Origin of the sequence: Chelativorans sp. ZYF759 (assembly GCF_012911015.1) — a bacterium.
In the GTDB taxonomy this organism is placed as follows: Bacteria; Pseudomonadota; Alphaproteobacteria; order Rhizobiales; family Rhizobiaceae; genus ZYF759.
The window spans coordinates 32550-54380 of record NZ_WVVV01000014.1; the positions used below are offsets into that span (position 1 = coordinate 32550).

Genomic DNA, 21831 nt, shown 5'->3' on the forward strand with positions numbered 1-21831 from the left:
TTCATCTCAGAGATCCGCCACGAGGGTGCTACGCCCCTGGCCCCTCAGGATGGCGCCGAAGCCGCCCTTTTCGTGAATCGAGTAGACGATTATCGGAATGTTGTTCTCGCGCGCAAGAGCAATCGCGGCGGTATCCATGACGGCTAAGCCTTCGCGAAGCACGTCCTGGTGGCTGATCTGCTCGTATCGGGTGGCGGTGGGGTCCTTCTTCGGATCGGCCGAATAGACGCCATCCACCTGCGTGCCCTTGAAGAGGGCATCCGCGCCGATCTCGGCCGCGCGCAGGGCGGCCGCCGAATCGGTCGTGAAGAAGGGGTTGCCGGTGCCACCGGCAAAAATGACCACCTTGCCCTGGTCGATATAGGCGGTCGCCTGGCGCTGCGAGAAGCTCTCGCAGAGCTCCGGCATGGCGATTGCCGAAAGCACCACGGCATCAACGCCAAGCTTGACCAGCGAGGTTCTGAGCGCCAGCGAGTTGATGACTGTGGCGAGCATGCCCATGTGGTCGCCGGTAACCCGGTCACCGCCCTTGGACGCGACGGCAACGCCGCGGAAGATGTTGCCGCCGCCGATGACGACACCCACCTCCACGCCCATCTTGCGCGCCTCGGCGATGTCGGCGGCGATCCTGTCGACCACGGACACGTCGATGCCGAAACCCTGATCCCCCATCAATGCCTCGCCGGATGCCTTGAGCAGGACGCGGCGGTAGCGGGGGATATCGGACATGGCACTCTCTCGTGTGGGGCGGTTTTCGCGGGCCTCGATACACGAGGGGCGCCGCGATGTCACGCGGCGCCCCTCGGCAATTCAGATGTGCAGAGAAGGTCTACTTCTTGACCGCCGCGGCAACCTCGGCAGCGAAATCGGACTCTTCCTTCTCGATTCCCTCGCCGAGCGCGAAACGCACGAAACCGGTGATCGTGGCGGTGGCGCCGATTTCCTTCTCGGCATCCTTCAGGGCCTGCTCGACGGTCACGTCGGGGTTGATGACGAATGCCTGCTTGAGAAGAACGACCTCCTCGAAGAACTTGCGCATGCGGCCTTCGACCATCTTCTCGATGATGTTTTCCGGCTTGCCGGACTGGCGCGCCTGATCGGCATAGATGGCCTTCTCCCGCTCGACTTCCGCCGCATCGACCTCTTCGGCCGTCAGCGCCAGCGGGTTGGTGGCGGCGACATGCATGGCAACCTGACGCGCGAAGGAACGCGCGGCATCGGCGTTGCCTTCGGTTTCGATCGCAACAAGCACGCCCATCTTGCCGAGATTGTCGGCGACGGAATTGTGAACATAGTTCGCAACCGCGCCCTGGCCGACGGACAGCTTTGCCGAGCGGCGGAATGCCAGGTTCTCGCCAATGGTGCCGATGGCGTCCGTGACGGTCTCCGAAACACTCTTGGCGGCGCCGGGGTAGCGCGCCTGCGAGACCGCTTCGACAGTCCCGTCGGTGGTCAATGCCACTTCGGCGATGTTGGAAACGATCTGCTGGAAGGCTTCATTGCGGGCCACGAAGTCGGTCTCCGAATTGACCTCGACGACCACGGCGCTCGATGCATCGGCAGCGACGCCGATAAGACCTTCGGCGGCGGTGCGGCCGGACTTCTTGTCGGCCTTGGCGATACCCTTCTTGCGCAGCCAGTCGACGGCTTCCTCAAGATTGCCATTGGTCTCTGCCAGCGCAGCCTTGCAGTCCATCATGCCAGCGCCGGTCATCTCGCGGAGTTCTTTGACCTGTGCAGCGGAAATGCTCATCTTCGTCTCGTTCCTTCATGTTCCTGAAATGACGCGGCGCACCGTGGATTTCGCCAGGTGCGCCCGCCGTGATGTCCGATATGCTGGCCGCGAACGGCCGCCGGGGGCTAAGCCTGCTTGTTCTCGGTATCGCCTTCGCTGGCGGCCGGGCTCTCGGCCGACGTGCTGGCAGGCGTCTCGGCAGGGGTTTCGGCAGGCGTCTCGTCGAGCGCCGGTTCGGCCGGGGCTTCGACCGCCTCGCCGATGTCGACACCCATGGCGCCCTGCTGGCGAGCGATACCGTCGATGGCAGCCTTGGCGATGAGTTCGCAATAGAGCGAGATCGCGCGTGCCGAATCGTCATTGCCGGGGATCGGGTAGTCGACCTTATCCGGATCGCAGTTGGAATCGATCACGGCGACGACCGGAATGCCGAGACGCTTGGCCTCCTGGATGGCGATCGCTTCCTTGTTGGTGTCGATCACGAACATCAGGTCGGGGGTCGAGCCCATGTCCTTGATGCCGCCCAGCGCACGGTTCAGCTTCTCGCGCTCGCGCTCGAGGTTGAGCCGCTCCTTCTTGGTGAAGCCGGAGGCCTCGCCAGCGAGGAGGTCGTCGAGCGTGCGCAGGCGCTGGATCGAATTGGAGATCGTCTTCCAGTTGGTCAGCATGCCGCCGAGCCAGCGGGCGTTGACGTAGTACTGCGCCGAACGCTGAGCAGCGTCAGCGACGATCTCGGACGCCTGGCGCTTGGTGCCGACGAAAAGAACGCGGCCACCCTTGGCGACGGTGTCGGAAACGAGCTTCAGCGACTGGTGCAGGAGCGGCACCGTCTGCGAGAGGTCGATGATGTGGATGTTGTTGCGGACGCCGAAGATATAGGAGTCCATCTTCGGGTTCCAGCGGTGGGTCTGGTGGCCGAAGTGAACACCAGCTTCCAAGAGCTGGCGCATGCTGAAATCAGGCAGAGCCATTCGATCTTTTCCTTTCCGGTTAAGCCTCCACGGGCCAACGGCGAAAGAAAATCTATCGCCACCGGGGGCGTCCGCCGGATTTCTCCCGGACGGAAACCAAAAGCCCGTGTGTGGAATGAGCGCGCATATAGCGGCAGAAACCACCATTTGCAAGCGCCGGGGGGTTGCGGCTTTCGGGGCCCCGGCGGTTATTGGCTGCTGACCTCGACGTTGAGCATATCGACGACCCGCCCGGGATCGGAATCGGCGGCCTCCATGAGCTGCATCATGGGCACCGGTTCATCGGGCCGCATCTCGATACGCAACGTGCCGGGATCTTCCAGGAAGGCGCCGGCCGCGGCCGTCACCATCGTGAGGAAGTCAGGGCGCTGCAGGGCCGCAAGAACGAAGGGCAGGATTCCCGCCGCCTGGGCGCGCATGGTCTCGATGTCGGTGCCCTGGTCCTGGGCGAGCATCGATAGAACCCGGTCCGTCAGGGATGCGTCGGTGAAGACGGCCGAGGCCTCGTTGAGCGTGATGCCGAACGCTACGAACATCAGGCTCATCGGGTTTTCCAGCGCGCCGCGCGGAATCCCGCCAAATGTCGCGTCAAGCCCGAGCGTTCCCCCGTCCTCCAATGTGGTGCTGGAGGAAAGCGCTATCGTCTCGCCCGCCTCCTCCCAGGTCAGGCTGAGTTCATGGGAGGCCGCGATCTCTTCATATCCAAGCGCTTCGAACGTCTCGAGCGCCTCCTCGTCGTCGATCATCCATGTCGGCATGCGCAGATCGTCGATCAGGGTGGCAATGCGCGTGGGAATCGGGCCGATATGGTCGGCCATGGTAATGTGGGCGCGGGCAAGGCTCAGTTCGGCGACGAAGGGGACGTGCAAGACCAGTCCGCCGAGCGAGAGACCGCCCAGTGTGGGAACGGCGCGCAGCATCGTGTCGATATCGCCGCTCTCCTGCGCCTGTTCGAGCGCCAGGAGTGCGGCCAGCGATGGGAAGCCGAGATCGCTGATGGTGAAGTCGCCGAGGGCGATCTCGACATCGCCTGCGTCGTCCCCAGCCTGCAGTCCCCGATAGTAGATGGTTTCGATGCCGTCCGAGGAAAGACCGGTGACGCCCGTGGCCGCAAGGCTGCCGCCGAACTCGTCGGCCTCGAAGGCCAGCCCGGTCGCCTCCATCAGTCCGAGCCGGAAGGCGCCATAGGTGGCCGCCACAAGTTCCACGAGTTCGATCGGGTCCGGCTCCTGGTCGTTCTCGATCGCGAGGTAGAGCGCATCCGCCCTGGAAAGGACAGGAAGCGGCGGACGGCGGCCGCCCAGGTCTTCCATCCGCAATTCCTCGATGGTGACCTCGACACCTTCCGTCGCGATCGTCCAGTCGGTAGCTGAAAACCAACCATTCATGGTTTCGAACGCATCGCCGCCCGCTCCCGGTTCGATCGAGGGATCGAACAACCGGACCATGTCGCCGTAATTATATTGCCGGACCGCGATGCTGCCGATCTCCATTTCGTAATCGACCGCGACGCCGTGGTCGGCCTCCTCTGCCTCCCTCGCCGAAGCGCTCAGCCAGATGCCGTCCATCGTCATGGTCGAGATGTTGCCGCGTTCGGTCGATCCGACCGTGCCCGCTCCATACTGAATGGCGGTCGTCATGGGCGGGTCCGAGGTTTCCGACACCAGGTCGAGCACGCCGAACTCCATCGACTCGAAGCTGACATCGACGAGGGCTGCGGCGAGCGGGTAGAACCGGGAGACTGGCCGCGCCGGATCCTCCGCGATGTCGGGAAGGCGCGCCCAACGCAGATTCGCGGCCGCCAGCCCGTCATAGGAACCGGTGGTGCTGCTCGATCCCTGGCTTTCGCTGTCGATCTGGAAATCGATGAGCAGTTCCTCGGCCTGAATACGGTCGGCGACATAATAAGCGCCGTCCACATCAAGCCCCTCGAAAACAAGGCTCGGGAAGGCAAAAATATAGCTCAAATCGACGCTGTCGGCTTTCCCGTCCGTCGTCGCGCCGGGCAGATCCGAAAGCTCGATCGAGATCTCCAGGTCCTTGACGGTTGTGGTGCCGGAGGCGGCGTCATGGTTGACGCCTGCATGAGTGATTTCCAGCCACTCGAAACGTTCCGACTGCGCGATCCAGTCTTCGACGATCTCGATGGGCGCTTGCGCAAAGGCCGGCGGTACGACCAAGATTGCCGCGGCCGCCCCCAGATACGCGCCCCACCGCATGCCGATTGCATCTCGCATGCTACCCCCCTGCCCCTCTCCCAAACACCGGGCAAATTAGGGCAGGAAATCCAGCCGATTGGCAAATGTTAATTTACGCAGCGACAGCAGCCAGCGACCCGCGATGCCCTGCGGGCGTCAGTTGCAATCCTCGACCCGGTCGAAGGCTTCCAGCTCGACCAGCTGACCGGCAATGGCGAAGTCGCCATAATCCATGATTAGGTCGTGGGTGATGCCGGCTTCGTTGAGCTTGAAGGCGATGCGGTAGGTCGGCATGCCCTCGCCCGTGGCGTCGCCGTTCTGAAGATCGAAATAGGCGATGTTGACGGGCCAGAAATTGGTATCGCCAGCCGCGGCGAGCAGATCATGCTCCGGGTCGGTGGCCGGGAGTGCCGCCTGCCGCCCTACAACGACGGTCGTCGTCATGACCTTGCTGCCGGCCTCCGAGCCGTCGAATATCGTCGTCTCGTAGAATGTGCGGCCCTCGGCGATCTTTTCGAGGAGGTCCTTCAGATGTTGTGTCGGGAAGAGGCTCGGGCCAAGATCGTGCTCGGTCTGCTCGGGCCGCTCGACGGAGACGTGGGTGCCGCCATCCTCGGGTACGGCGCTGCCACGCGATTCCCGGTCCAGATTGCCGTCCAGATAGGAGCGCATGGCGAAATCGAAGGATTCGCCGTCCGGCCCCTCATAAGTGGTCGACTGTTCGTCTATGAGGCGCGAGAATTCCTCGGTGTCGAACTCGGTGACGAAACGGAAATTCACGGTGTAGCCGTCACATGACGAGCCATTGAACTCGTAGACCATGCGGCCGCTAATGGCGGTGATACCCGAGCGTTCGGAACGCTCGTGGAGCGACAGGTCATAGACGGCGCGATGCGGCAGCAATTCTTCGGCGAGCGCCGGGCCCAGACCGCCCCCCGCCAGGAACGACGCGAGGATTGCGAGGTGAATGCCCTTCATGCGCATCAAGTCTTCTCCGTCAGAGTGGATGAACCGGTGTCCACACAAGGCGATTTTCGTGGCACAAGCACGGCGGGAATCGCCTCCGGCGCCGGTCTCAATACGCGCCGTCTTCAAAAATAGGAAGTGAACATGGCCGAAACGATCGAACAGCGCCTCCGCGAAATGGGCGTGGAACTACCGGAAGTCGCGCTGCCTGCTGCCAATTATCTGCCCTTCGTGGCGAGCGGCAACATGCTGATGACCTCAGGTCAATTGCCGCTGCAGGCGGGCAGGCTGGTGGCGACCGGGCTTCTCGGTCGGGATCTCGACACAGAGGCCGGACAGGCTGCCGCGCGCATCTGCGCCATCAATGTGCTGGCCGCCGCCAAGGCGGCGCTCGGCGATCTCGAACAGATCCGCCGGACGGTCAAGATCACCGTCTTCGTGGCCTCGGCGCCGGGCTTTGCCGAACAGCATCTGGTTGCCAATGGCGCCTCCGATTTCCTGGCCGAGGCGCTGGGCGATCGCGGACGACATGCGCGGTCGGCAGTCGGTGTCGCCATGCTGCCGCTCAATGCGCCGGTCGAGATCGAAGCCATCATAGAGTCACGCAACTGACGGACGGACCATGACCGATATATCCTGGCTTACCGCGCGTCCTATCGCGCATCGCGGTTTTCACGACCTCAACAAGGCACGATGGGAAAACACGCTGTCGGCCTTCGAGGCGGCGGCGGATCGCGACTACGCCATCGAATGCGACGTGCATCTGTCCGCCGATGGCGTGCCGGTTGTCTTTCACGACCGCGAACTGGACCGGCTGTGCGGCATCCAGGGACTTCTCTCCGACCTCGACGCGTCCGCGATTTCGACGCTGCGGGTCGGGGGAACCGACGACCGCGTGCCGACTCTGGCCGAAATGCTCGAACGCGTGGCCGGACGGGTGCCGTTGGTCATCGAACTCAAGGGCAGCGAGGGCAAGGACGAGGGTCTCGTGGCGGCAGTAGCCAAGACGCTCGATGACTATCGGGGCAAGGTCGCGCTGATGTCGTTCGAGCACCGCTTCATCCGCCGCTTCCCCAAGGATGCACCCGGGCTCGTCTGCGGCCTGACGGCCCACGGCCGCACGCCATCCGATCTCGAAGCGCATTTTTCGATGCTGGCCCACGGGATCGACTTCGTGTCCTTCCACGTGGCGGACCTCCCCAACCGCTTCGTGGAGACGATCCGCGACAGACTTTCCATGCCGGTCATCACCTGGACAGTGCGCGAACCATGGGCCGTCGACGTGACGCGAAGCCATGCCGACCAGATGACGTTCGAAGGTTTCGAGCCTTAGGCGTCACGGTTTGGCTCGGGCTGGTCAGGAGGATTTCATCGCGCCTGCCCATCTTGCATTGCACAAGCACTGCCGTATCTAGACGGGCATGACAGCGAGCGGTCCCACGGCGGAGGAACAGAAGGGCGAATTCGTCCTTCGCGTTACCCAATCGCTGGACGGCTTTACGGCCGAAGAATGGAACAACCTTGGCGTTGCCTCGAAAGACGGGGCCGTCGCCTACAATCCCTTCGTCAGCCACGCCTTCCTGTCCGCCCTCGAAGACAGTGGCTGCGCCACTGCGCAGACGGGCTGGCTTGGTCAGCATATGCGGCTCGAGGCACCCGACGGCAGGATGCTGGGCGCGGTGGCGGGCTATCTGAAAAACCACAGCCAGGGCGAGTACGTCTTCGACCATGGCTGGGCCGACGCCTTCGAGCGGGCCGGGGGGCGCTATTATCCCAAGCTGCAGGTATCGGTGCCGTTCACGCCGGCGGCGGGGCCGCGGCTGCTGGTAGCCAGCGACGCCGCCAACCCGGATGCGGTTCGCCGCGCGCTCGCGGAGGGGCTTCGCACGCTTGGCGATCGGCTCGGTGCCTCCTCGGTGCATGTCACCTTCGCGGCAGAGGCCGACATCGAGGCGCTAACCGATCGCGGCTATCTGCACCGCACCGACCAGCAGTTCCATTTCCACAATGAGGGTTATGGCTCCTACGATGATTTCCTGTCCACGCTGGCGTCGCGCAAGCGCAAGGCGCTGAAGCGCGAGCGCCGCGAGGCGCTGGAAAACGGCATATCGGTCGAGTGGCTGACCGGAAGCGACCTCACCGAAGCGGTCTGGGACGATTTTTACGCCTTCTATCTCGACACCGGCAGCCGCAAATGGGGCCAGCCCTATCTCAACCGGCGCTTCTTCTCGCTGATCGGCGAGCGCATGGCCGACGACATCCTGCTTGTCATGGCGAAGCGGGACGGACGACGCATCGCAGGCGCCATCAACTTCATCGGCTCGGACCGGCTGTTTGGCCGAAACTGGGGCTGCGTGGAGGACCATCCCTTCCTGCATTTCGAGGTCTGCTATCATCAGGCGATCGATTTCGCGATCGAGAAGGGTCTCAGGATCGTCGAGGCGGGCGCCCAGGGCCAGCACAAGCTGGCGCGCGGCTACATGCCCGTCACCACCCATTCAGCCCATCACATCGCCCATCCAGGCCTGCGCGATGCGGTTGCCAACTATCTGGATCGCGAACGCCGCGAGGTGGAGATGATCGGCGGGCTGCTCACCGAGCACGGACCTTTCCGCAAGGGCTGAGCGGCAAGGTGCGAGGCAGAGCCGTGGCGAGCAAGCAGATCAGCAAGGCGGACCTCCCGACCAAGATATGCGCGGCCTGCGGCCGACCCTTCGCCTGGCGCCGGAAGTGGCGCAAGGATTGGGAGGCGGTGAAATACTGCTCCGACGCGTGCCGGAAGAAGAGATAGAGCGGTACGGGACTGCCCCCTGCCCTTGCATGTCGTCCATGAACATCCATATACCATCCATGTGGATGGTTTGCGGAGGTTCGAGATGGCCAAGGCGACGACCGGCGGGACACCTGCCAAGACACCCGATTCCGAAAAGCTCACCATCAATCTGGGCTTCGTCGATCTCGGCCAGATCGAATTGCTGGTCAAGGAAGGCTTCTACTCCAATCGAAGCGACTTCATCCGCACCGCCATCCGTAACCAGATCGAGCGGCACGCGGAGACAGTGCGCCAGATCGTGGTGCGCAAGAGCGTCGACCTCGGACTTCGCCACATCACGCGCGAAGAACTGACAACCGCGCAAGCAGCAGGCCAGATGCTGGATATCCGGGTCCTGGGTCTCGTGGTTATCGCCCCTGATGTCACGCCCGAGCTTGCCCGCGATACGATTTCCGCCCTCTCCATCCTGGGCACCCTGAACGCCAGCGAGGCGGTCAAGTCCGCGCTGGCAGACCGCATGTCCTGATCCTCCCACTTCAGAAAGCACCCCCATGACCACTCCCTTCACCCGCGGCATGTCCCGGGCCACCGAACTGACGCGCGCCGGCAGGCTGGACGAGGCGACGGCATTGATCCAGTCGCTCCTGCAGCCCCAGCCGCCGGCCGCCGACCACCCTGCAGACAGCATGGTGATCGAAGGCGACTTCAGCCGGCTGGGCGATTCCGTTTCCGCCCCGCCTCGACGCGCCGCTGGAAACGCTGCGTCGGGCATCCGCGAGGGGCTGGGCGAAACGCTGCGCAGGATCGCGGCGGGCGGCATGCCGGGGCGCGGACCTCTGACGCCCCAGCCGCTCGATCTGCCGGAAGGCGCACGGTTCCTGTCGCTGACCCACAACGGCGGCCATGGCAGCCGCCACTACCGCCTTTATGTGCCAGCCCGGCAGCCGGAGACGCCGATGCCGCTGATCGTTATGCTCCATGGCTGCACGCAATCGCCCGAGGATTTCGCCCTCGGCACCGGCATGAACGGGCTGGCCGAGGAGTTCGGGTGCCTGGTCGCCTGGCCCGCACAGCCCCAGGGAGCGAACGTCCAGAAATGCTGGAACTGGTTCCGGCCGGAGGACCAGGCGCGCGACCGGGGCGAACCCGCCCTCCTGGCGGGGATCGTCCGCGACATCCTGCGCGATCATCCAGCCGATGCGGGCAGGATCTATGTCGCAGGTCTGTCGGCGGGCGGCGCGGCGGCGGCCATCCTGGGAGCGGCCTATCCCGAATTGTTTTCCGCGATCGGCGTTCATTCCGGCCTGCCCGTCGGCGGGGCGCAGGACGTGCCGTCGGCTTTCGCCGCCATGCGCAGCGGCTCAAAGGGCAAAGCCCAGGACCGCTCCGTTCCGGCGATCGTGTTCCATGGGCTGGCAGACGGAACCGTGCATCCCAGCAACGGCCACGCGGTCGTGCGGCAAGCCCTGCAGGCTGGTACCGCCGTCAAGCGCAGCCGCGTTTCGGGCACCTCTGAACGAGGACGGGCGTACCGGTTGAACCGCCACGAGAATCCGGAGGGACGAAGCATCTGCGAGCATTGGGAGATCGAGGGTGCCGGCCATGCCTGGTCCGGCGGGCAGCCAGGCGGGAGCTACACGGACCCGCAGGGTCCGGATGCCTCGCGCGAGATGATGCGGTTCTTTCTGCAGCATCGGCAGGCATAGGCCCCAGCTGGGGCCATCGGCAGCCGCGGACCGGCGTCGGAGCGCTCAGTGGACCACGGTCTTGGAGAAGATGTTGATGACCAGCACGCCGCCCAGGATCATCGCGATGCCGAGCAGCGCCGGCAGGTCCAGCATCTGGCGGAAGACGGACCAGCCGATCAGCGTGACGAGGACGATGCCCGCGCCCGACCAGACGGCATAGACCACGCCGAGCGGCATGGTTCTCAGCGGCAGCGACAGGAAGTAAAAGGCAAATCCGTAGCCGATTATGGTCAGAAGCGACGGCCAGAGCCGCGTGAAGCCCTCGGTCTGCTTGAGCGCCGTGGTCGCCAGGACCTCGAAGACGATGGCGATCGCGAGATAGACGAAATTCATGGCGCACTCCTTGAGGTGGGGCGTGGAGGCCACGTTCCGGCTCGCATTTCATTTCACGACGATGCACGTCGTTCGAAGATATGGCGCGCCAAGTCGGGCAACGATTCTCCGCCGCGACGCGTTCCGCATGACATGACCGTCGACCTTGGACAAGATCTTTGACACTCGGGCAAGTGGCACTCTTCATTCCGGCAGCAATCATCGTTGCCCTGTCTCCTGGCGCGAACAATCTCCTGGCCTTCGCCAATGGCAGCAGGCAGGGGCTGTCACTGGCGATCATTGCCTTGTCCGGCAGATGCGCGGCATTCGTCCTGATGATCGGCATGGTCATCATCGGGTTGGGTGCCGTGCTCGCGGCATCGGAMCTCGCCTTTCAAGTCGTGAAAKGGGKGGGGGKGGGGTATCTAATCTATCTTGGCATCAAGGTGTTCTTCGATCGCGAGGTCCCTGGGGTAGAAGGCGGCCCTTCGGCAGCGTCTGGCTTCACACTGGCCAGGCGGGAATTCGTCGTCGCCATGAGCAATCCGAAAGCAGTGCTTCTCTTCACCGCGTTTGTTCCCCAGTTCATTCATCCCGAATACGGCTCATCGTTCGGACTTCAACTGGCGATGCTTGGCACGCTCTACATTGCGATCGAATTCCTGGCGGCCATTGTCTGGGCCGTTTCGGGGGCATTCCTGCGTACGTTGCAACCTTCAGTGCGCAATATGATCCTGATGAACAAGCTCACCGGAACCTTGATGCTGAGCGCCGCGGCGATGCTTGCGACGGCTAAAAGAACCTAGCATGACGTCAACCCGAAACGGGTTGAGCCTACCTAGCGTGCGCGCGCGACTTCCCCGCCAGTTCCGGCAGCCGTCACATGGCCGACCGGGTTGACCTCACACACGCCCTACCGCAGAAAATGGGTTCGAGAAAAAGGCCCCAGGGACGGAGTTTCCATGACGACCGAATATGACAGCGGCAACATCTTCGCCAAGATCGTGCGCGGGGAGTTGCCCTGCCACAAGTTCTACGAGGACGAGGCGACCTTCGCCTTCATGGACATCATGCCGCGCGGCGACGGGCATGCGCTGGTCATCCCGAAAGAGCCGGCGCGCAATGTGCTCGACGTCGAGGCCGACAGCCTGGCGGCCGTCATGCGCACGGTGCAGAAGGTGGCCAGGGCCTCGATGAAGGCTTTTGGCGCCGATGGGGTCACGGTGCAGCAGTTCAACGAGCCGGCGGGCGGCCAGGTGGTCTTCCATCTGCATTTCCACATCATCCCGCGCTTCGACGGCGTCGGGCTGAAGCCGCATACGGGCGAGATGGAGAAGCCCGAGGTCCTCGCCGCCAACGCCGAGAAACTGCGCGCGGCTCTGGCCGGCTAGAGCAGAAAGATGCCGGCAAGAAGTACGGCCTCGGCGACCACGATGCTGAGCAGCACGGATCGGCCGAGCACGAGATACGCACCGAAGCCGGAAAGCGCGGCACCGACTCGAAGCGCTGCCGGCGTGTCGGCAAGCGCGCCGGAGGGAAACACGATCAGATTGGCGATGACGGCAGCGACGAGCGCTGTCGCCACGCACCGCACCAGCACGAGGATGTCGGAATCCTCGGCGATGCCGCCGGCCAGAAATACGCCAAGGAACCGCCAGATGTCGGTCGCCAATGCACCGCCGATCAGGATGAAGAGATAGGGCCACCACCAGGCATCGATCGCTTCGAATGTCATGCGGTTCTCCGCGACCAGACATGCCAGCCATAGGCGGCGAGGCCCGCAATGGCGCCGGTGGCCAGAAGGCTGGCGCCGGGTGCGAAGAGATGAACGATCGGACCGAGTACGAGGCCTAGCGCCATGGCGACATTGCCCGCCTTCTCGCGCGCCGATCCCCAGAGCGAGGTCAGGAAGTAGATCGGCGTGATCAGAAGAAGCGCGGCGGAAGCGGCCGGCGGCAGGTCGCGGGCGACAAGATAGACCGCCGTGACCACGCACATGTTGATAAAGACCAGCGTCGAGCCAAGCCCGCCATAATAGGCGGTGCGGCGCGCCCGCGGGACGTTGCGTATTGTCTCCAGCGCCAGCACCCAGGAGGTGACGGCCACAAAATGGGACAGAAGATACAGCACCCAGAGGCGTGTCCTGGGCGTGCGCATTTCCGGCACCAGGGCGACCACCATCGGGGTCAGCCGCACCGCCGATAGTGCCACGGCGAAAGCGGCAGCCAACAGACCGTTGCCGGCCATGATCGCACCGACCAGAACCACCTTCGAAGGCAAGGCCCAGACGACGGCGGTCATGAAGACAGCCTGGCTCATGGTGACGCCTGCTTCCAGCGCCAGCGCCGCGAAGCCCACGAAGCTGCATGCGAGAATGAAGGCCGGCAACGAGATGGCGGCCACGGCACCGCGAAGGAACCAGCGAAAATTGCCGAGATTGTCTGTTTCTGGCGCGGGCAGCGGGCCGGCGGGGCGTTCTGAAGTCATGTCACCCGCCGCATAGCACGGCAGGAGCCGTCATGCGACGCATGAAAAGTCATGCCGGGCATGCAACTGCCCGGCATGATCTCAATCAGCCCTTGCGGGGCAGTTGCGGCACGATCGAGCGCTTCTGCGCCTCGCCAGAACCCCGCGTCGACTTCGCCTTGGCTGGAGCCGCCGGCTTCTTGGCCGCCGGCTTCTTGCGCGGCTTGCGGGCAACGGGCTTCTCCGGCTCTTCCTTCTTCGGCTTGACCGGCAGTTCGTCGGCCAACGCCTCGAGCTTCAAGCCGGTCTCGCCGGTTTCCTTCGTCTCGACCAGGATGCGGACGGTGCCGCCCTTGCGCAGCTTGCCGAAGAGCACCTCGTCAGCCAGCGGCTTCTTGATGTGCTCCTGGATGACGCGACCCAGCGGACGCGCGCCCATACGCTCGTCATAACCCTTGTCGGCGAGCCATTCGACCGCCTCGTCGGTGAGCGCGAAGGTGACGCCGCGTTCCGCGAGCTGGGCCTCGAGCTGCATGACGAATTTCTGCACCACCTGGTGGATCACCGGCACCGGCAGGCCACCGAAGGGGATGATCGCATCGAGGCGGTTGCGGAACTCCGGCGAGAAGAGACGGTTGATGGCCTCCATGTCGTCGGTGTCGCGCTTCGACGAGCCGAAGCCGATGGCCGGCTTGGCCAGATCGGCGGCACCCGCATTGGTGGTCATGATGATGACCACGTTGCGGAAGTCGATCCGCTTGCCGTTGTGATCGGTCAGCTTGCCGTGATCCATGACCTGCAGAAGGATGTTGAACAGATCGGGATGCGCCTTCTCGATCTCGTCAAGCAGCAGCACGGAATGCGGATGCTGGTCGATACCGTCGGTCAGCAATCCGCCCTGGTCGAAGCCGACATAGCCGGGTGGCGCGCCGATGAGCCGCGAGACGGTGTGGCGTTCCATGTATTCCGACATGTCGAAGCGCAGCAGTTCGACGCCAAGCGAGGCAGCCAGCTGCTTGGCGACTTCGGTCTTGCCGACGCCGGTCGGGCCCGAGAACAGATACGAGCCGATCGGCTTCTCCGGTTCACGCAGGCCGGCGCGTGCCAGCTTGATCGACGAAGCAAGTGCCTCAATGGCGGTATCCTGCCCATAGACCACCCGCTTGAGTTCAGCCTCCAGGTTGACGAGCACCTTCTCGTCATCGGCGGAGACCGTCTTGGGCGGGATACGCGCCATGGTGGCGATCGTGTTCTCGATCTCCCTGACGCTGATCGTCTTGCGCCGGCGCGATTCGGGCAGCAGCATCTGCGATGCGCCCGTCTCGTCGATCACGTCGATCGCCTTGTCGGGCAGCTTGCGGTCGTTGATGTAGCGCGAGGACAGTTCCACGGCCGCCTTGATGGCGTCGTTGGTGTATTTGACCTTGTGGAAGCTCTCGAAATAGGGCTTCAGCCCCTTCATAATCTCGATGGCGTCCTCCACGGTCGGTTCGTTGACGTCGATCTTCTGAAAGCGACGCACCAGGGCTCGGTCCTTCTCGAAGAACTGGCGGAACTCCTTATAGGTCGTCGAGCCGATGCAGCGGATGGCGCCCGAGGAGAGCGCGGGCTTCAGGAGGTTCGAAGCGTCCATCGCGCCGCCGGACGTGGCGCCTGCACCGATGACGGTGTGGATCTCGTCGATGAAGAGAACCGCGCCGGGAAAATCCTCGAGCTCCTTGACGACCTGCTTCAACCGCTCCTCGAAATCGCCGCGGTAGCGGGTGCCGGCCAGAAGCGTGCCCATGTCGAGGGCGAAGATGGTGGCATCTTCCAGGACTTCCGGCACATCGCCGTCGACGATGCGCTTGGCGAGGCCTTCGGCAATCGCCGTCTTGCCAACGCCCGGATCACCCACATAGAGCGGGTTGTTCTTGGAGCGACGGCACAGGACCTGAATCGTGCGGTTGATCTCGCTCTCGCGGCCGATGAGAGGGTCGATCTTGCCGGCCCGCGCCTTGAGGTTGAGGTTGACGCAATAAGCCGTCAGCGCGTCCTGCTGCTGCTGCTTCTTCTTGCCACCGCCCTCCTCTGCCTCGTTGCCGGCCTGGGGGGCGCCGCCGTCTTCCTCCGCGCCACGCGGGGAGCGGGCGTCCGTGGCGCCCGGGCGCTTGGCTATGCCGTGGCTGATGTAGTTGACGGCGTCGTAACGCGTCATCTGCTGTTCCTGAAGGAAATAGGCGGCATGGCTCTCGCGCTCGGCGAAAATCGCGACGAGAACGTTGGCGCCTGAGACTTCCTCGCGGCCGGAAGACTGGACATGGATGACGGCACGCTGGATCACGCGCTGGAAGCCAGCGGTGGGCTTTGAATCCTCGTCATAACCGGTGACCAGATTGTCGAGCTCGGTATCGATGTAGCCGAGCACGGTCTGCCGGAGTTCGTCGATATTTACGTTGCAGGCGCGCATGACGGCAGCCGCGTCCTGATCATCGATCAGCGCGAGCAGCAGATGTTCCAGCGTGGCGTATTCATGCCGACGCTCATTTGCATGGGTCAGCGCCTGATGGAGCGCCCTTTCGAGACCTGGCGAGAATGCCGGCATTAGAGTTTCCTCATTTCTTTTCCATCACGCATTGGAGCGGATGCTGGTGCTGGCGCGCGAAATCCATGACCTGGGTAACCTTGGTCTCCGCAACCTCGAATGTATAGACCCCGCATTCGCCCACACCGTGATTGTGAACGTGCAGCATGATGCGCGTGGCCTCGTCCCGGTTCTTCTGAAAGAACCGTTCCAGCACGTGGATGACGAATTCCATCGGGGTGTAGTCGTCGTTGAGAAGCAGCACGCGATATAGGCTGGGCTTCTTTGTCTTGGTACGTGTCCGGGTGATCACCGCCGTGCCGCGACCACCGCCGCGACCATTGTCGTCCCCGCCTTGCATTATCGGCCTGTTCCCCGCCATGATTATGGGTCGCTCGTTCCAATCTGCTGGCTTCTCGAAGCGTTGATCGAACACTGCATGTAGGCATCCGTCGTTCGATTTTAAGCCCTTCATTCGTGCTGACAATATGGTCACCCGTTCAATCACGTCGAAATTGAACGACGAGGAGCAGGCGCGCACCCGCGGGACGCAAAAAAGCCCGGTCGCCGTCGGGCGCCCGGGCCATCTCATTCGAACCGCGTGAAGTCGATCGCCTTACTTGGCCTTGGCGATGACGCCCTCGAACGGCTTGTAGATTTCCTTCGCCATGTCGGCGTAGAGCTCGCTCATGCGGGTAGCTTGCGCCACGAAGCCCTCATAAGCCGTCTTGGCATGCGCCGCCTGGACTTCCATGACCGTCTCGGGCGTCTTGGCCGAAAGCATCTTCTCCATCACGGAGGATTGGGCCGCGAACGACTTCTTCGAATAATCGGCAGCTTCGGAAGCGATCGTCTGCATGCTGCTGGTCATGGCGGCGAAGCTCTGGAGGCTCGTGTCGACAAATTCCTTGCCGAGCTTGCCTGCCTGTTCGAAGTTCTGTTCCATCGAGAGACCTCTTGAAAAAATTGCGTTGTGCGCTGCAGCGAACCTATACCGCATTGCACTCATTCGCAACCTCCCCCGTCCGCGCCGCCGCGATCGCGCGGAGTCGAGCGAATTCGTCAACCTTCCGATTACCATAAACGGATTGGTAACGACCCGCCCCTAGGGTGACGGGAGGGGCGGTCCTTCAAGAAACCGCCGGTCTCGAACCAATAAGACCAATAGTAGGTGTAGCCATGCGTCGGACGTCGGCCTTTTTTGCCGTGCAGAAGCCCTTTCGCCAGAAGTCCCTCGTCACTCTAGTCATTGCGCTCATGTTGGCGTTCTCATTGGCCGGTACAGCATCGGCCAATCCGCGCTACGCAGCCTATGTGCTGGATACGAATACCGGACAGGTCCTCTTCTCGCGCAACGCGGACGCTCAGCGCTTTCCCGCGTCGCTGACGAAGGTCATGACGATCTATCTGCTGTTCGAGGCGATGGAGACGGGCCGCATCAGCAAGAGCACGCCCATTCCAATGTCGCGAAATGCGGCTGCAGAGCCACCGACCAAGCTCGGCATCCGGCCCGGCTCGACGATCACGGTGGACAATGCAATCAAGGCGCTCGTGACGCGTTCGGCAAACGACGTGGCTACGGCCGTCGGCGAGTTTCTCGGCGGATCCGAAGCCAATTTCGCCCGCATGATGACGGCCAAGGCCCGCCAACTCGGAATGAACTCGACCACCTTCCAGAACGCGCACGGCCTGCCCAACAACCGGCAGGTGACGACGGCGCGCGACATGGCTATCCTCGGTCTGGCGGTGCGCGAGCACTTTCCCGACCTCTATCCGTATTTCAGCACGCGCCAGTTCAATTTCGCCGGCCAGACCATTGGCAATCACAATCGCCTCCTGGGCCGCGTGACCGGCGTCGACGGCATCAAGACCGGCTTCATCCGTGCCTCCGGCTTCAACCTCGTGACCTCGGTTCGTACCGGCGGACGCAGCATCGTGGCCGTCGTCATGGGAGGGCAGTCCGGGGCCAGTCGCGACAACCACATGGCCGCCCTCATCCAGGAGCATCTGCCGCGCGCCTCCACCAATCGGCCGAGCCAGCCGCTGGTCGCCCGTGGCACGCCGCTGACCTCGTCGGTCAACGTCGTTTCGGTGATGCCGGAGCGCATGGCCGTTCCGCAGTTCCGCCCCCGGCAGGCTGCCGTGGCGGCCGCCTACGCACCCGAGCAGTCCGCACCCCGTCCCGTCGTCGCGGCGGCGGCACCCGTGGTGGCATCGGCGGCTCCCGCGCAGCGTCCCGCGGAAGGCGCGTCCGCCGCCAGCACCCAGACGGCCTATGCCGCGCCGTCAGCCAATCGCTTTGCGCCGCCCATGCCCGTCGGCAATCCGGTGCGCGAGCAGGCCTCCGCGGCAGCAGCCAATCCCGGCGTCGACACCATGACTACGAACTCGACCCGCCCGACGGGGGGCTGGGCCGTCCAGGTGGGTTCGCTCGGAAGCGAGCAGGAGGCGCAGGCCTTCCTGATGCGAATCGCCAAGGAGGCCGGCGGCATCCTCAGCAACGCGTCGGGATTCACCGAGCCCTTTACCCGTAACGGGACCAACTACGTGCGCGCCAGGTTCGGCGGTTTCCAGTCGAGCAAGGAAGCATGGGACGCCTGCAACGCGCTGAAAGGCAAGCGAGTGGATTGTTTCGCGGCGGAGCTGTGAGGTTCCGTCTGCCCCTCCGGGTGAGTAATCGAGTCGAAGGAGAGTTATCGTTGACCGGACAGCAGAACGTCCTTGGCCTCGTTGATGCGGGCCGCGAGAAAAGAGGACCCGCCGACGTCGGGATGAAGGCGCTGCATCAGGCGGCGATGGGCCTTGCGGATGTCGGCCGGTCCCGCCCCCGCTTCAAGACCAAGGATCTCGTAGGCCTCCTCCTTTGTCATGCTGCCAGAACGCGGCGTGCCGCCCTGCCTGTCGCCAGCATCCGCCTGCACGTGCTCGCGCCAGACGGGAAACCGGCCATCAAGATAGGTCTCTAGAAGGCGCAGGCTTTCCTCGTCCGAGGAGAGTTCGCGCGCCAGATCGAGAAGATCCGGCAAGTCCAGCTCGGCAAGGTTTCGACCCTCGAACGTCCCGGCAAGTATGGTCCCCGACAGATCACCGCTGTCGTGGTCGAGTTCCATCTCGAGAGCCGCCGTGCGGACATTCGAACGCGAACCCGGCGACTTGCGTGCCTGTCGACGCGAACGCGAGGAGCCATACCAGGCGAGTGCGGCGGATATCATCATCGCACCGACCCCCACGCGACCGATCAGGATCAGTCCGAGCCCCAGCACGCCGACGATCAGCGGGCCAGCCAGACGCAGGCTCGCGGCAAGGCGTGCGGCATCCGCCTTCAGCAGCAGATAGCCGGCCAGACCGATGACGAGCAGCAAAGCCGCCGCATACAGGATCGCCGTCATTTGCCCTTGCCGCGGAGATTTTCAAGCAGCAGCCGGTCCGCCGCCCTGCCCCGAGCCTCAAGCGCCTTGAGGCCGCCGGTTGCATAGACGGCGATGGCCGAGAGCAGATTTGCGAGCGTAGCGGCCGCAGAGGCGTCGAAGCGGAACCAGGCCCCCTTGGAGAGGCGCGCAATCTCCTTGAAGGCGGATTCGGCGACCGGGTCCCTCCCCTCCTGAAAGACGAAGACGGGCACTCCCTTGAGGCCCAGATGCCCTGCCTTGTCGGCAAGCGAATCGACATCCTCCTCCATGGCGTCGCCGATGAAGACCAAGGCGTTGACGCGCCCCCGGGCCGTTTCCTTCAGCGTATGTGAAAGCACCTTGCCGATCTGGGTATGGCCACCCCTGCAGTCGATGCGCGTCATGAGGGATTTGAGCGCGCCGGTGTCGGACACGAATTTCGACGCACGGCATTCGCCGAAGCCACGGAAATAGACGAGTTGGACGTTCAGGTTGCCTGACTTGCCCACGGCGTCGAACATTTCGGCCTGCAGCGAGCAGGCCAGATCCCAAGTCGGCTGGCGGCTCATCGTTGCATCGAGCGCCAGCACGATACGGCCGCTGCCATCGCCGCCGACCCCACGGGCGCCGCCGACCGCACGGGCCTGTCGAATGAAATCCGCGATGGCGCCCGAGCCGCTGCGGGATTGCGGGGCTTTGGGCTTGGTGGGCGGGGCGGGTGTTTTCTTGTCACTCATGGTGCAAGAAGGATGTGCCGCCACCGCGCCGCTTTCAAGTCCCCGCGACACTCCGCGTCACCGCAGGCGCCACTGCCGCCTAGCGAATCACGTGCACCGAGCACGTGGCGTGCCGCACCACGCGCGCGGCGGTCGAGCCGAGAAAGTAGTCCTGCAGGCCCGGGCGGTGCGAGGCGATGACAATGACGTCGGCATGCCGCTCGCTGGCGACGGCCAGGATCCCCGAAGCGGGATTGCCCTTGCGCACCTCGACCGGCAGTTCCATGCCGGCATCGCGCCCAATCTTGCGCATTTCTGCGCGCGCGTCCTCGGCCGCGCTTTCCAAGAGCCCCGCGGGCAACTCGGCGGCAATGTAGCCCGGCACCTCTTCAATCACCGTCACGAGGACGATTTGCCCGTCCTCGCCACCAAGCTGCTTTGCCACTTCCAGCATGGCGTGCACCTTTTCGATCTGCGCGAGCGCAACCGGCACGATTATGGTCTTGGGCATCGTCACCTCCACTTGGGTCTGTCTTGGTGCCCACACGACCACGCAATGTCACGCCAGGCCTTGTCACAGATCAATGGAGGGTTTGCCGCAGCCTGGCCGTCAGGCGGTTGCGATGTAGTTGCGAATCTCCTCGGCCTCGCGCTCAACATCCTCGATGCGCTGCTTGACCACGTCGCCGATCGATACGATGCCGATGAGGCGTCCATCTCGTTCCACGGGGAGGTGGCGGAAGCGGCCGCGGGTCATGATGCCCATGACCTCGTTGACGGTGTGATGCTCGCCGCAGACCTTCACGCTGGTCGACATCGCCTCGGACACCGCCCCGGACAGTGCGTCGGCCCCCTGCTCCCCGATGACCCTCACGATGTCCCGCTCGGACAATATGCCGACGATCTGGTCGCCCGGACCTGTCACCACCACCGCACCGATACGGTGCTGCGCCAGCGCACGCGCCGCATCCGCGAGCGTGCTCGAGGGTCCGATCGTGACAACGTCATTGCCCTTGGTGGCCAGGATATCGCGTACCGTCATGCCTTCCTCCCTGCGGAAGCCGGCCGACAGCCTCGGGACGGCCGCGCTTTGGAACACCATGGTGCGCCGGGGCCCGGATCATTGCAAGAGGCGGGCGATCAATAGGGGCGACGGTCGAACAGGCGCAGGCCCAGGAAGCCCATCAGAAAACCGCCGATATGGGCCTCCCAGGCGATGCGGGCGCCGTCGGGTCCGCCAAAGCCAAGGCCGAGCGCAAGGTTGATGATCATCCAGATCGCGAGGAAAGCGACCGTCGTCCGATAGGTGAAGACCGCCGCCATGGAGAGGATCGGGCCGGTAAACGCGGCATGCCGCTCGCTGCGATCGATGCGGAAGGCGAAACGCGCGGCTGCGCCCATCATGCCCGAAATCGCGCCGGATGCCCCCACCAGCGGCGTCGGGTCGGCTGGATGCAGCACATAATGCAGCGCCACGGCCGCGAGGCTGGTCGCCGCCCAGAACGCGACAAAACGCGGGACGCCGATGCGGTTGGCAAGCGGGGCGCCAAACGCCGCCAGCCAGATCATGTTGACCGCCAGATGCACGATGTCGCCATGGAGGAACGCATAGGTAAGCGGGCTCAGCCACGCATAGATATCGATGACGTAGTCGCCGGAATAGCGCAGCGGGATGAAGGCGAACCGGACGATGAGTTCGAAATCCTGCGCGTTGTTCAGGACATAGGCGCGCAGGAGGTGCACCCCGACACAGGCCGCAATCAGCGCCGTCACGATGGCGGGCAGGTTGAACACCGGCTGGCGCGGCGGCGGCGGATAGCGATGATCGGCATCGTCGCCGATCGGCTGGGGCTGGCTCATGAGGGATTCCGTTTGCGGTCGGCACACAGGTAAGCCCCCCGACCTGCCCGCTCAAGTGACCGCGACAATATGAAAAAAAAGAAACGGCCGACCGGGCATTCATCCCGGTCGGCCCGTCGAGCCCCCTGTTCCCC

Annotated in this window: 25 protein-coding genes; 9 read left to right on the forward strand and 16 right to left on the reverse strand. The window is 63.9% G+C overall.

Annotated elements, in window-relative coordinates; translation table 11 throughout:
- Positions 1 to 6: 6 nt before the first annotated feature.
- The 5 genes from pyrH to GRZ55_RS18475 all read right to left on the reverse strand — a co-directional run bounded on the left by pyrH (position 7) and on the right by GRZ55_RS18475 (position 5882).
- Positions 7 to 729 (reverse strand): UMP kinase, encoded by a 723-nt coding sequence (gene pyrH, locus GRZ55_RS18455; protein WP_169288431.1) that lies wholly within the window; start codon positions 727 to 729, stop codon positions 7 to 9.
- Between the two features lie 100 nt (positions 730 to 829).
- The gene (gene tsf / locus GRZ55_RS18460) at positions 830 to 1753 is read right to left on the reverse strand and encodes a translation elongation factor Ts (RefSeq protein ID WP_169288432.1); all 924 of its coding nucleotides are present in this window, start codon (positions 1751 to 1753) and stop codon (positions 830 to 832) included.
- Positions 1754 to 1860: 107 nt separating this feature from the next.
- Entirely contained in the window at positions 1861 to 2706 is an 846-nt protein-coding gene (rpsB, locus tag GRZ55_RS18465; RefSeq protein ID WP_169288433.1) for a 30S ribosomal protein S2, read from the reverse strand.
- A gap of 188 nt (positions 2707 to 2894) precedes the next feature.
- Positions 2895 to 4943 (reverse strand): hypothetical protein, encoded by a 2049-nt coding sequence (locus GRZ55_RS18470; protein ID WP_169288434.1) that lies wholly within the window; start codon positions 4941 to 4943, stop codon positions 2895 to 2897.
- Positions 4944 to 5060: 117 nt separating this feature from the next.
- Positions 5061 to 5882, reverse strand: coding sequence for a cell envelope integrity EipB family protein (locus GRZ55_RS18475; RefSeq protein WP_169288435.1), 822 nt, complete (start codon positions 5880 to 5882; stop codon positions 5061 to 5063).
- Positions 5883 to 6014: 132 nt separating this feature from the next.
- Here GRZ55_RS18475 and GRZ55_RS18480 point away from each other — a divergent pair, with 132 nt between their 5' ends.
- The 6 genes from GRZ55_RS18480 to GRZ55_RS18505 all read left to right on the forward strand — a co-directional run bounded on the left by GRZ55_RS18480 (position 6015) and on the right by GRZ55_RS18505 (position 10349).
- Positions 6015 to 6482, forward strand: coding sequence for a RidA family protein (locus GRZ55_RS18480; RefSeq protein ID WP_169288436.1), 468 nt, complete (start codon positions 6015 to 6017; stop codon positions 6480 to 6482).
- A gap of 10 nt (positions 6483 to 6492) precedes the next feature.
- The gene (locus tag GRZ55_RS18485; protein ID WP_169288437.1) at positions 6493 to 7203 is read left to right on the forward strand and encodes a glycerophosphodiester phosphodiesterase; all 711 of its coding nucleotides are present in this window, start codon (positions 6493 to 6495) and stop codon (positions 7201 to 7203) included.
- Positions 7204 to 7291: 88 nt separating this feature from the next.
- Complete coding sequence (locus tag GRZ55_RS18490) at positions 7292 to 8494, forward strand: GNAT family N-acetyltransferase (protein ID WP_169288438.1); 1203 nt, start codon at positions 7292 to 7294, stop codon at positions 8492 to 8494.
- A gap of 23 nt (positions 8495 to 8517) precedes the next feature.
- The gene (locus GRZ55_RS18495) at positions 8518 to 8661 is read left to right on the forward strand and encodes a DUF2256 domain-containing protein (protein WP_368856643.1); all 144 of its coding nucleotides are present in this window, start codon (positions 8518 to 8520) and stop codon (positions 8659 to 8661) included.
- Between the two features lie 85 nt (positions 8662 to 8746).
- Positions 8747 to 9169 (forward strand): CopG family transcriptional regulator, encoded by a 423-nt coding sequence (locus GRZ55_RS18500; protein ID WP_169288439.1) that lies wholly within the window; start codon positions 8747 to 8749, stop codon positions 9167 to 9169.
- A 25-nt stretch (positions 9170 to 9194) separates the two neighbouring features.
- Positions 9195 to 10349, forward strand: coding sequence for a PHB depolymerase family esterase (locus GRZ55_RS18505; RefSeq protein WP_169288440.1), 1155 nt, complete (start codon positions 9195 to 9197; stop codon positions 10347 to 10349).
- Positions 10350 to 10394: 45 nt separating this feature from the next.
- Here the strand turns inward: GRZ55_RS18505 and GRZ55_RS18510 are convergent, their stop codons facing one another.
- Positions 10395 to 10724: a multidrug efflux SMR transporter gene (locus tag GRZ55_RS18510; RefSeq protein WP_169288441.1), complete on the reverse strand. Its 330-nt coding sequence runs from the start codon at positions 10722 to 10724 to the stop codon at positions 10395 to 10397.
- A gap of 173 nt (positions 10725 to 10897) precedes the next feature.
- On the opposite strand from GRZ55_RS18510, the gene GRZ55_RS18515 reads away from it, so the two are divergent.
- Together GRZ55_RS18515 and GRZ55_RS18520 are read left to right on the forward strand one after the other, a co-directional pair.
- The gene (locus GRZ55_RS18515) at positions 10898 to 11509 is read left to right on the forward strand and encodes a LysE family translocator (protein WP_169288442.1); all 612 of its coding nucleotides are present in this window, start codon (positions 10898 to 10900) and stop codon (positions 11507 to 11509) included.
- 156 nt (positions 11510 to 11665) lie between these two features.
- A complete protein-coding gene (locus tag GRZ55_RS18520) occupies positions 11666 to 12094 on the forward strand; it encodes an HIT family protein (RefSeq protein WP_169288443.1) in 429 nt (142 codons plus the stop codon).
- Here GRZ55_RS18520 and GRZ55_RS18525 read toward each other — a convergent pair.
- The 5 genes from GRZ55_RS18525 to GRZ55_RS18545 all read right to left on the reverse strand — a co-directional run bounded on the left by GRZ55_RS18525 (position 12091) and on the right by GRZ55_RS18545 (position 16678).
- The gene (locus GRZ55_RS18525) at positions 12091 to 12438 is read right to left on the reverse strand and encodes an AzlD domain-containing protein (RefSeq protein WP_169288444.1); all 348 of its coding nucleotides are present in this window, start codon (positions 12436 to 12438) and stop codon (positions 12091 to 12093) included. The two genes, GRZ55_RS18520 and GRZ55_RS18525, sit on opposite strands and share 4 nt — an antisense overlap.
- Positions 12435 to 13190, reverse strand: coding sequence for an AzlC family ABC transporter permease (locus GRZ55_RS18530; RefSeq protein WP_169288445.1), 756 nt, complete (start codon positions 13188 to 13190; stop codon positions 12435 to 12437). Before GRZ55_RS18530 ends, GRZ55_RS18525 begins: the two co-directional genes overlap by 4 nt.
- 85 nt (positions 13191 to 13275) lie before the next feature.
- A complete protein-coding gene (clpA, locus tag GRZ55_RS18535; protein WP_169288446.1) occupies positions 13276 to 15753 on the reverse strand; it encodes an ATP-dependent Clp protease ATP-binding subunit ClpA in 2478 nt (825 codons plus the stop codon).
- A gap of 10 nt (positions 15754 to 15763) precedes the next feature.
- Entirely contained in the window at positions 15764 to 16093 is a 330-nt protein-coding gene (clpS, locus tag GRZ55_RS18540; RefSeq protein WP_169288447.1) for an ATP-dependent Clp protease adapter ClpS, read from the reverse strand.
- A 255-nt stretch (positions 16094 to 16348) separates the two neighbouring features.
- A complete protein-coding gene (locus GRZ55_RS18545) occupies positions 16349 to 16678 on the reverse strand; it encodes a phasin family protein (protein WP_169288448.1) in 330 nt (109 codons plus the stop codon).
- 233 nt (positions 16679 to 16911) lie between these two features.
- On the opposite strand from GRZ55_RS18545, the gene GRZ55_RS18550 reads away from it, so the two are divergent.
- Complete coding sequence (locus GRZ55_RS18550; RefSeq protein WP_169288449.1) at positions 16912 to 18381, forward strand: D-alanyl-D-alanine carboxypeptidase; 1470 nt, start codon at positions 16912 to 16914, stop codon at positions 18379 to 18381.
- Positions 18382 to 18425: 44 nt separating this feature from the next.
- Here the strand turns inward: GRZ55_RS18550 and GRZ55_RS18555 are convergent, their stop codons facing one another.
- The 5 genes from GRZ55_RS18555 to GRZ55_RS18575 all read right to left on the reverse strand — a co-directional run bounded on the left by GRZ55_RS18555 (position 18426) and on the right by GRZ55_RS18575 (position 21697).
- A complete protein-coding gene (locus tag GRZ55_RS18555; RefSeq protein WP_169288450.1) occupies positions 18426 to 19121 on the reverse strand; it encodes a DnaJ domain-containing protein in 696 nt (231 codons plus the stop codon).
- Complete coding sequence (locus GRZ55_RS18560) at positions 19118 to 19858, reverse strand: VWA domain-containing protein (RefSeq protein ID WP_169288451.1); 741 nt, start codon at positions 19856 to 19858, stop codon at positions 19118 to 19120. Before GRZ55_RS18560 ends, GRZ55_RS18555 begins: the two co-directional genes overlap by 4 nt.
- Before the next feature lie 79 nt (positions 19859 to 19937).
- Complete coding sequence (locus GRZ55_RS18565; protein ID WP_169288452.1) at positions 19938 to 20348, reverse strand: universal stress protein; 411 nt, start codon at positions 20346 to 20348, stop codon at positions 19938 to 19940.
- A gap of 99 nt (positions 20349 to 20447) precedes the next feature.
- Complete coding sequence (locus GRZ55_RS18570; protein WP_169288453.1) at positions 20448 to 20879, reverse strand: CBS domain-containing protein; 432 nt, start codon at positions 20877 to 20879, stop codon at positions 20448 to 20450.
- Positions 20880 to 20977: 98 nt separating this feature from the next.
- Complete coding sequence (locus GRZ55_RS18575) at positions 20978 to 21697, reverse strand: rhomboid family intramembrane serine protease (RefSeq protein WP_169288454.1); 720 nt, start codon at positions 21695 to 21697, stop codon at positions 20978 to 20980.
- Positions 21698 to 21831 lie beyond the last annotated feature (134 nt).

Excerpts from the sequence above, each read along its gene's own strand:
- pyrH (WP_169288431.1), bottom strand. The coding sequence starts at position 729 with ATGTCCGATATCCCCCGCTACCGCCGCGTCCTGCTCAAGGCATCCGGC.
- tsf (WP_169288432.1), bottom strand. The coding sequence starts at position 1,753 with ATGAGCATTTCCGCTGCACAGGTCAAAGAACTCCGCGAGATGACCGGC.
- rpsB (WP_169288433.1), bottom strand. The coding sequence starts at position 2,706 with ATGGCTCTGCCTGATTTCAGCATGCGCCAGCTCTTGGAAGCTGGTGTT.
- GRZ55_RS18470 (WP_169288434.1), bottom strand. The coding sequence starts at position 4,943 with ATGCGAGATGCAATCGGCATGCGGTGGGGCGCGTATCTGGGGGCGGCC.
- GRZ55_RS18475 (WP_169288435.1), bottom strand. The coding sequence starts at position 5,882 with ATGAAGGGCATTCACCTCGCAATCCTCGCGTCGTTCCTGGCGGGGGGC.
- GRZ55_RS18480 (WP_169288436.1), top strand. The coding sequence starts at position 6,015 with ATGGCCGAAACGATCGAACAGCGCCTCCGCGAAATGGGCGTGGAACTA.
- GRZ55_RS18485 (WP_169288437.1), top strand. The coding sequence starts at position 6,493 with ATGACCGATATATCCTGGCTTACCGCGCGTCCTATCGCGCATCGCGGT.
- GRZ55_RS18490 (WP_169288438.1), top strand. The coding sequence starts at position 7,292 with ATGACAGCGAGCGGTCCCACGGCGGAGGAACAGAAGGGCGAATTCGTC.
- GRZ55_RS18500 (WP_169288439.1), top strand. The coding sequence starts at position 8,747 with ATGGCCAAGGCGACGACCGGCGGGACACCTGCCAAGACACCCGATTCC.
- GRZ55_RS18505 (WP_169288440.1), top strand. The coding sequence starts at position 9,195 with ATGACCACTCCCTTCACCCGCGGCATGTCCCGGGCCACCGAACTGACG.
- GRZ55_RS18510 (WP_169288441.1), bottom strand. The coding sequence starts at position 10,724 with ATGAATTTCGTCTATCTCGCGATCGCCATCGTCTTCGAGGTCCTGGCG.
- GRZ55_RS18520 (WP_169288443.1), top strand. The coding sequence starts at position 11,666 with ATGACGACCGAATATGACAGCGGCAACATCTTCGCCAAGATCGTGCGC.
- GRZ55_RS18525 (WP_169288444.1), bottom strand. The coding sequence starts at position 12,438 with ATGACATTCGAAGCGATCGATGCCTGGTGGTGGCCCTATCTCTTCATC.
- GRZ55_RS18530 (WP_169288445.1), bottom strand. The coding sequence starts at position 13,190 with ATGACTTCAGAACGCCCCGCCGGCCCGCTGCCCGCGCCAGAAACAGAC.
- clpA (WP_169288446.1), bottom strand. The coding sequence starts at position 15,753 with ATGCCGGCATTCTCGCCAGGTCTCGAAAGGGCGCTCCATCAGGCGCTG.
- clpS (WP_169288447.1), bottom strand. The coding sequence starts at position 16,093 with ATGCAAGGCGGGGACGACAATGGTCGCGGCGGTGGTCGCGGCACGGCG.
- GRZ55_RS18545 (WP_169288448.1), bottom strand. The coding sequence starts at position 16,678 with ATGGAACAGAACTTCGAACAGGCAGGCAAGCTCGGCAAGGAATTTGTC.
- GRZ55_RS18550 (WP_169288449.1), top strand. The coding sequence starts at position 16,912 with ATGCGTCGGACGTCGGCCTTTTTTGCCGTGCAGAAGCCCTTTCGCCAG.
- GRZ55_RS18555 (WP_169288450.1), bottom strand. The coding sequence starts at position 19,121 with ATGACGGCGATCCTGTATGCGGCGGCTTTGCTGCTCGTCATCGGTCTG.
- GRZ55_RS18560 (WP_169288451.1), bottom strand. The coding sequence starts at position 19,858 with ATGAGTGACAAGAAAACACCCGCCCCGCCCACCAAGCCCAAAGCCCCG.
- GRZ55_RS18565 (WP_169288452.1), bottom strand. The coding sequence starts at position 20,348 with ATGCCCAAGACCATAATCGTGCCGGTTGCGCTCGCGCAGATCGAAAAG.
- GRZ55_RS18570 (WP_169288453.1), bottom strand. The coding sequence starts at position 20,879 with ATGACGGTACGCGATATCCTGGCCACCAAGGGCAATGACGTTGTCACG.
- GRZ55_RS18575 (WP_169288454.1), bottom strand. The coding sequence starts at position 21,697 with ATGAGCCAGCCCCAGCCGATCGGCGACGATGCCGATCATCGCTATCCG.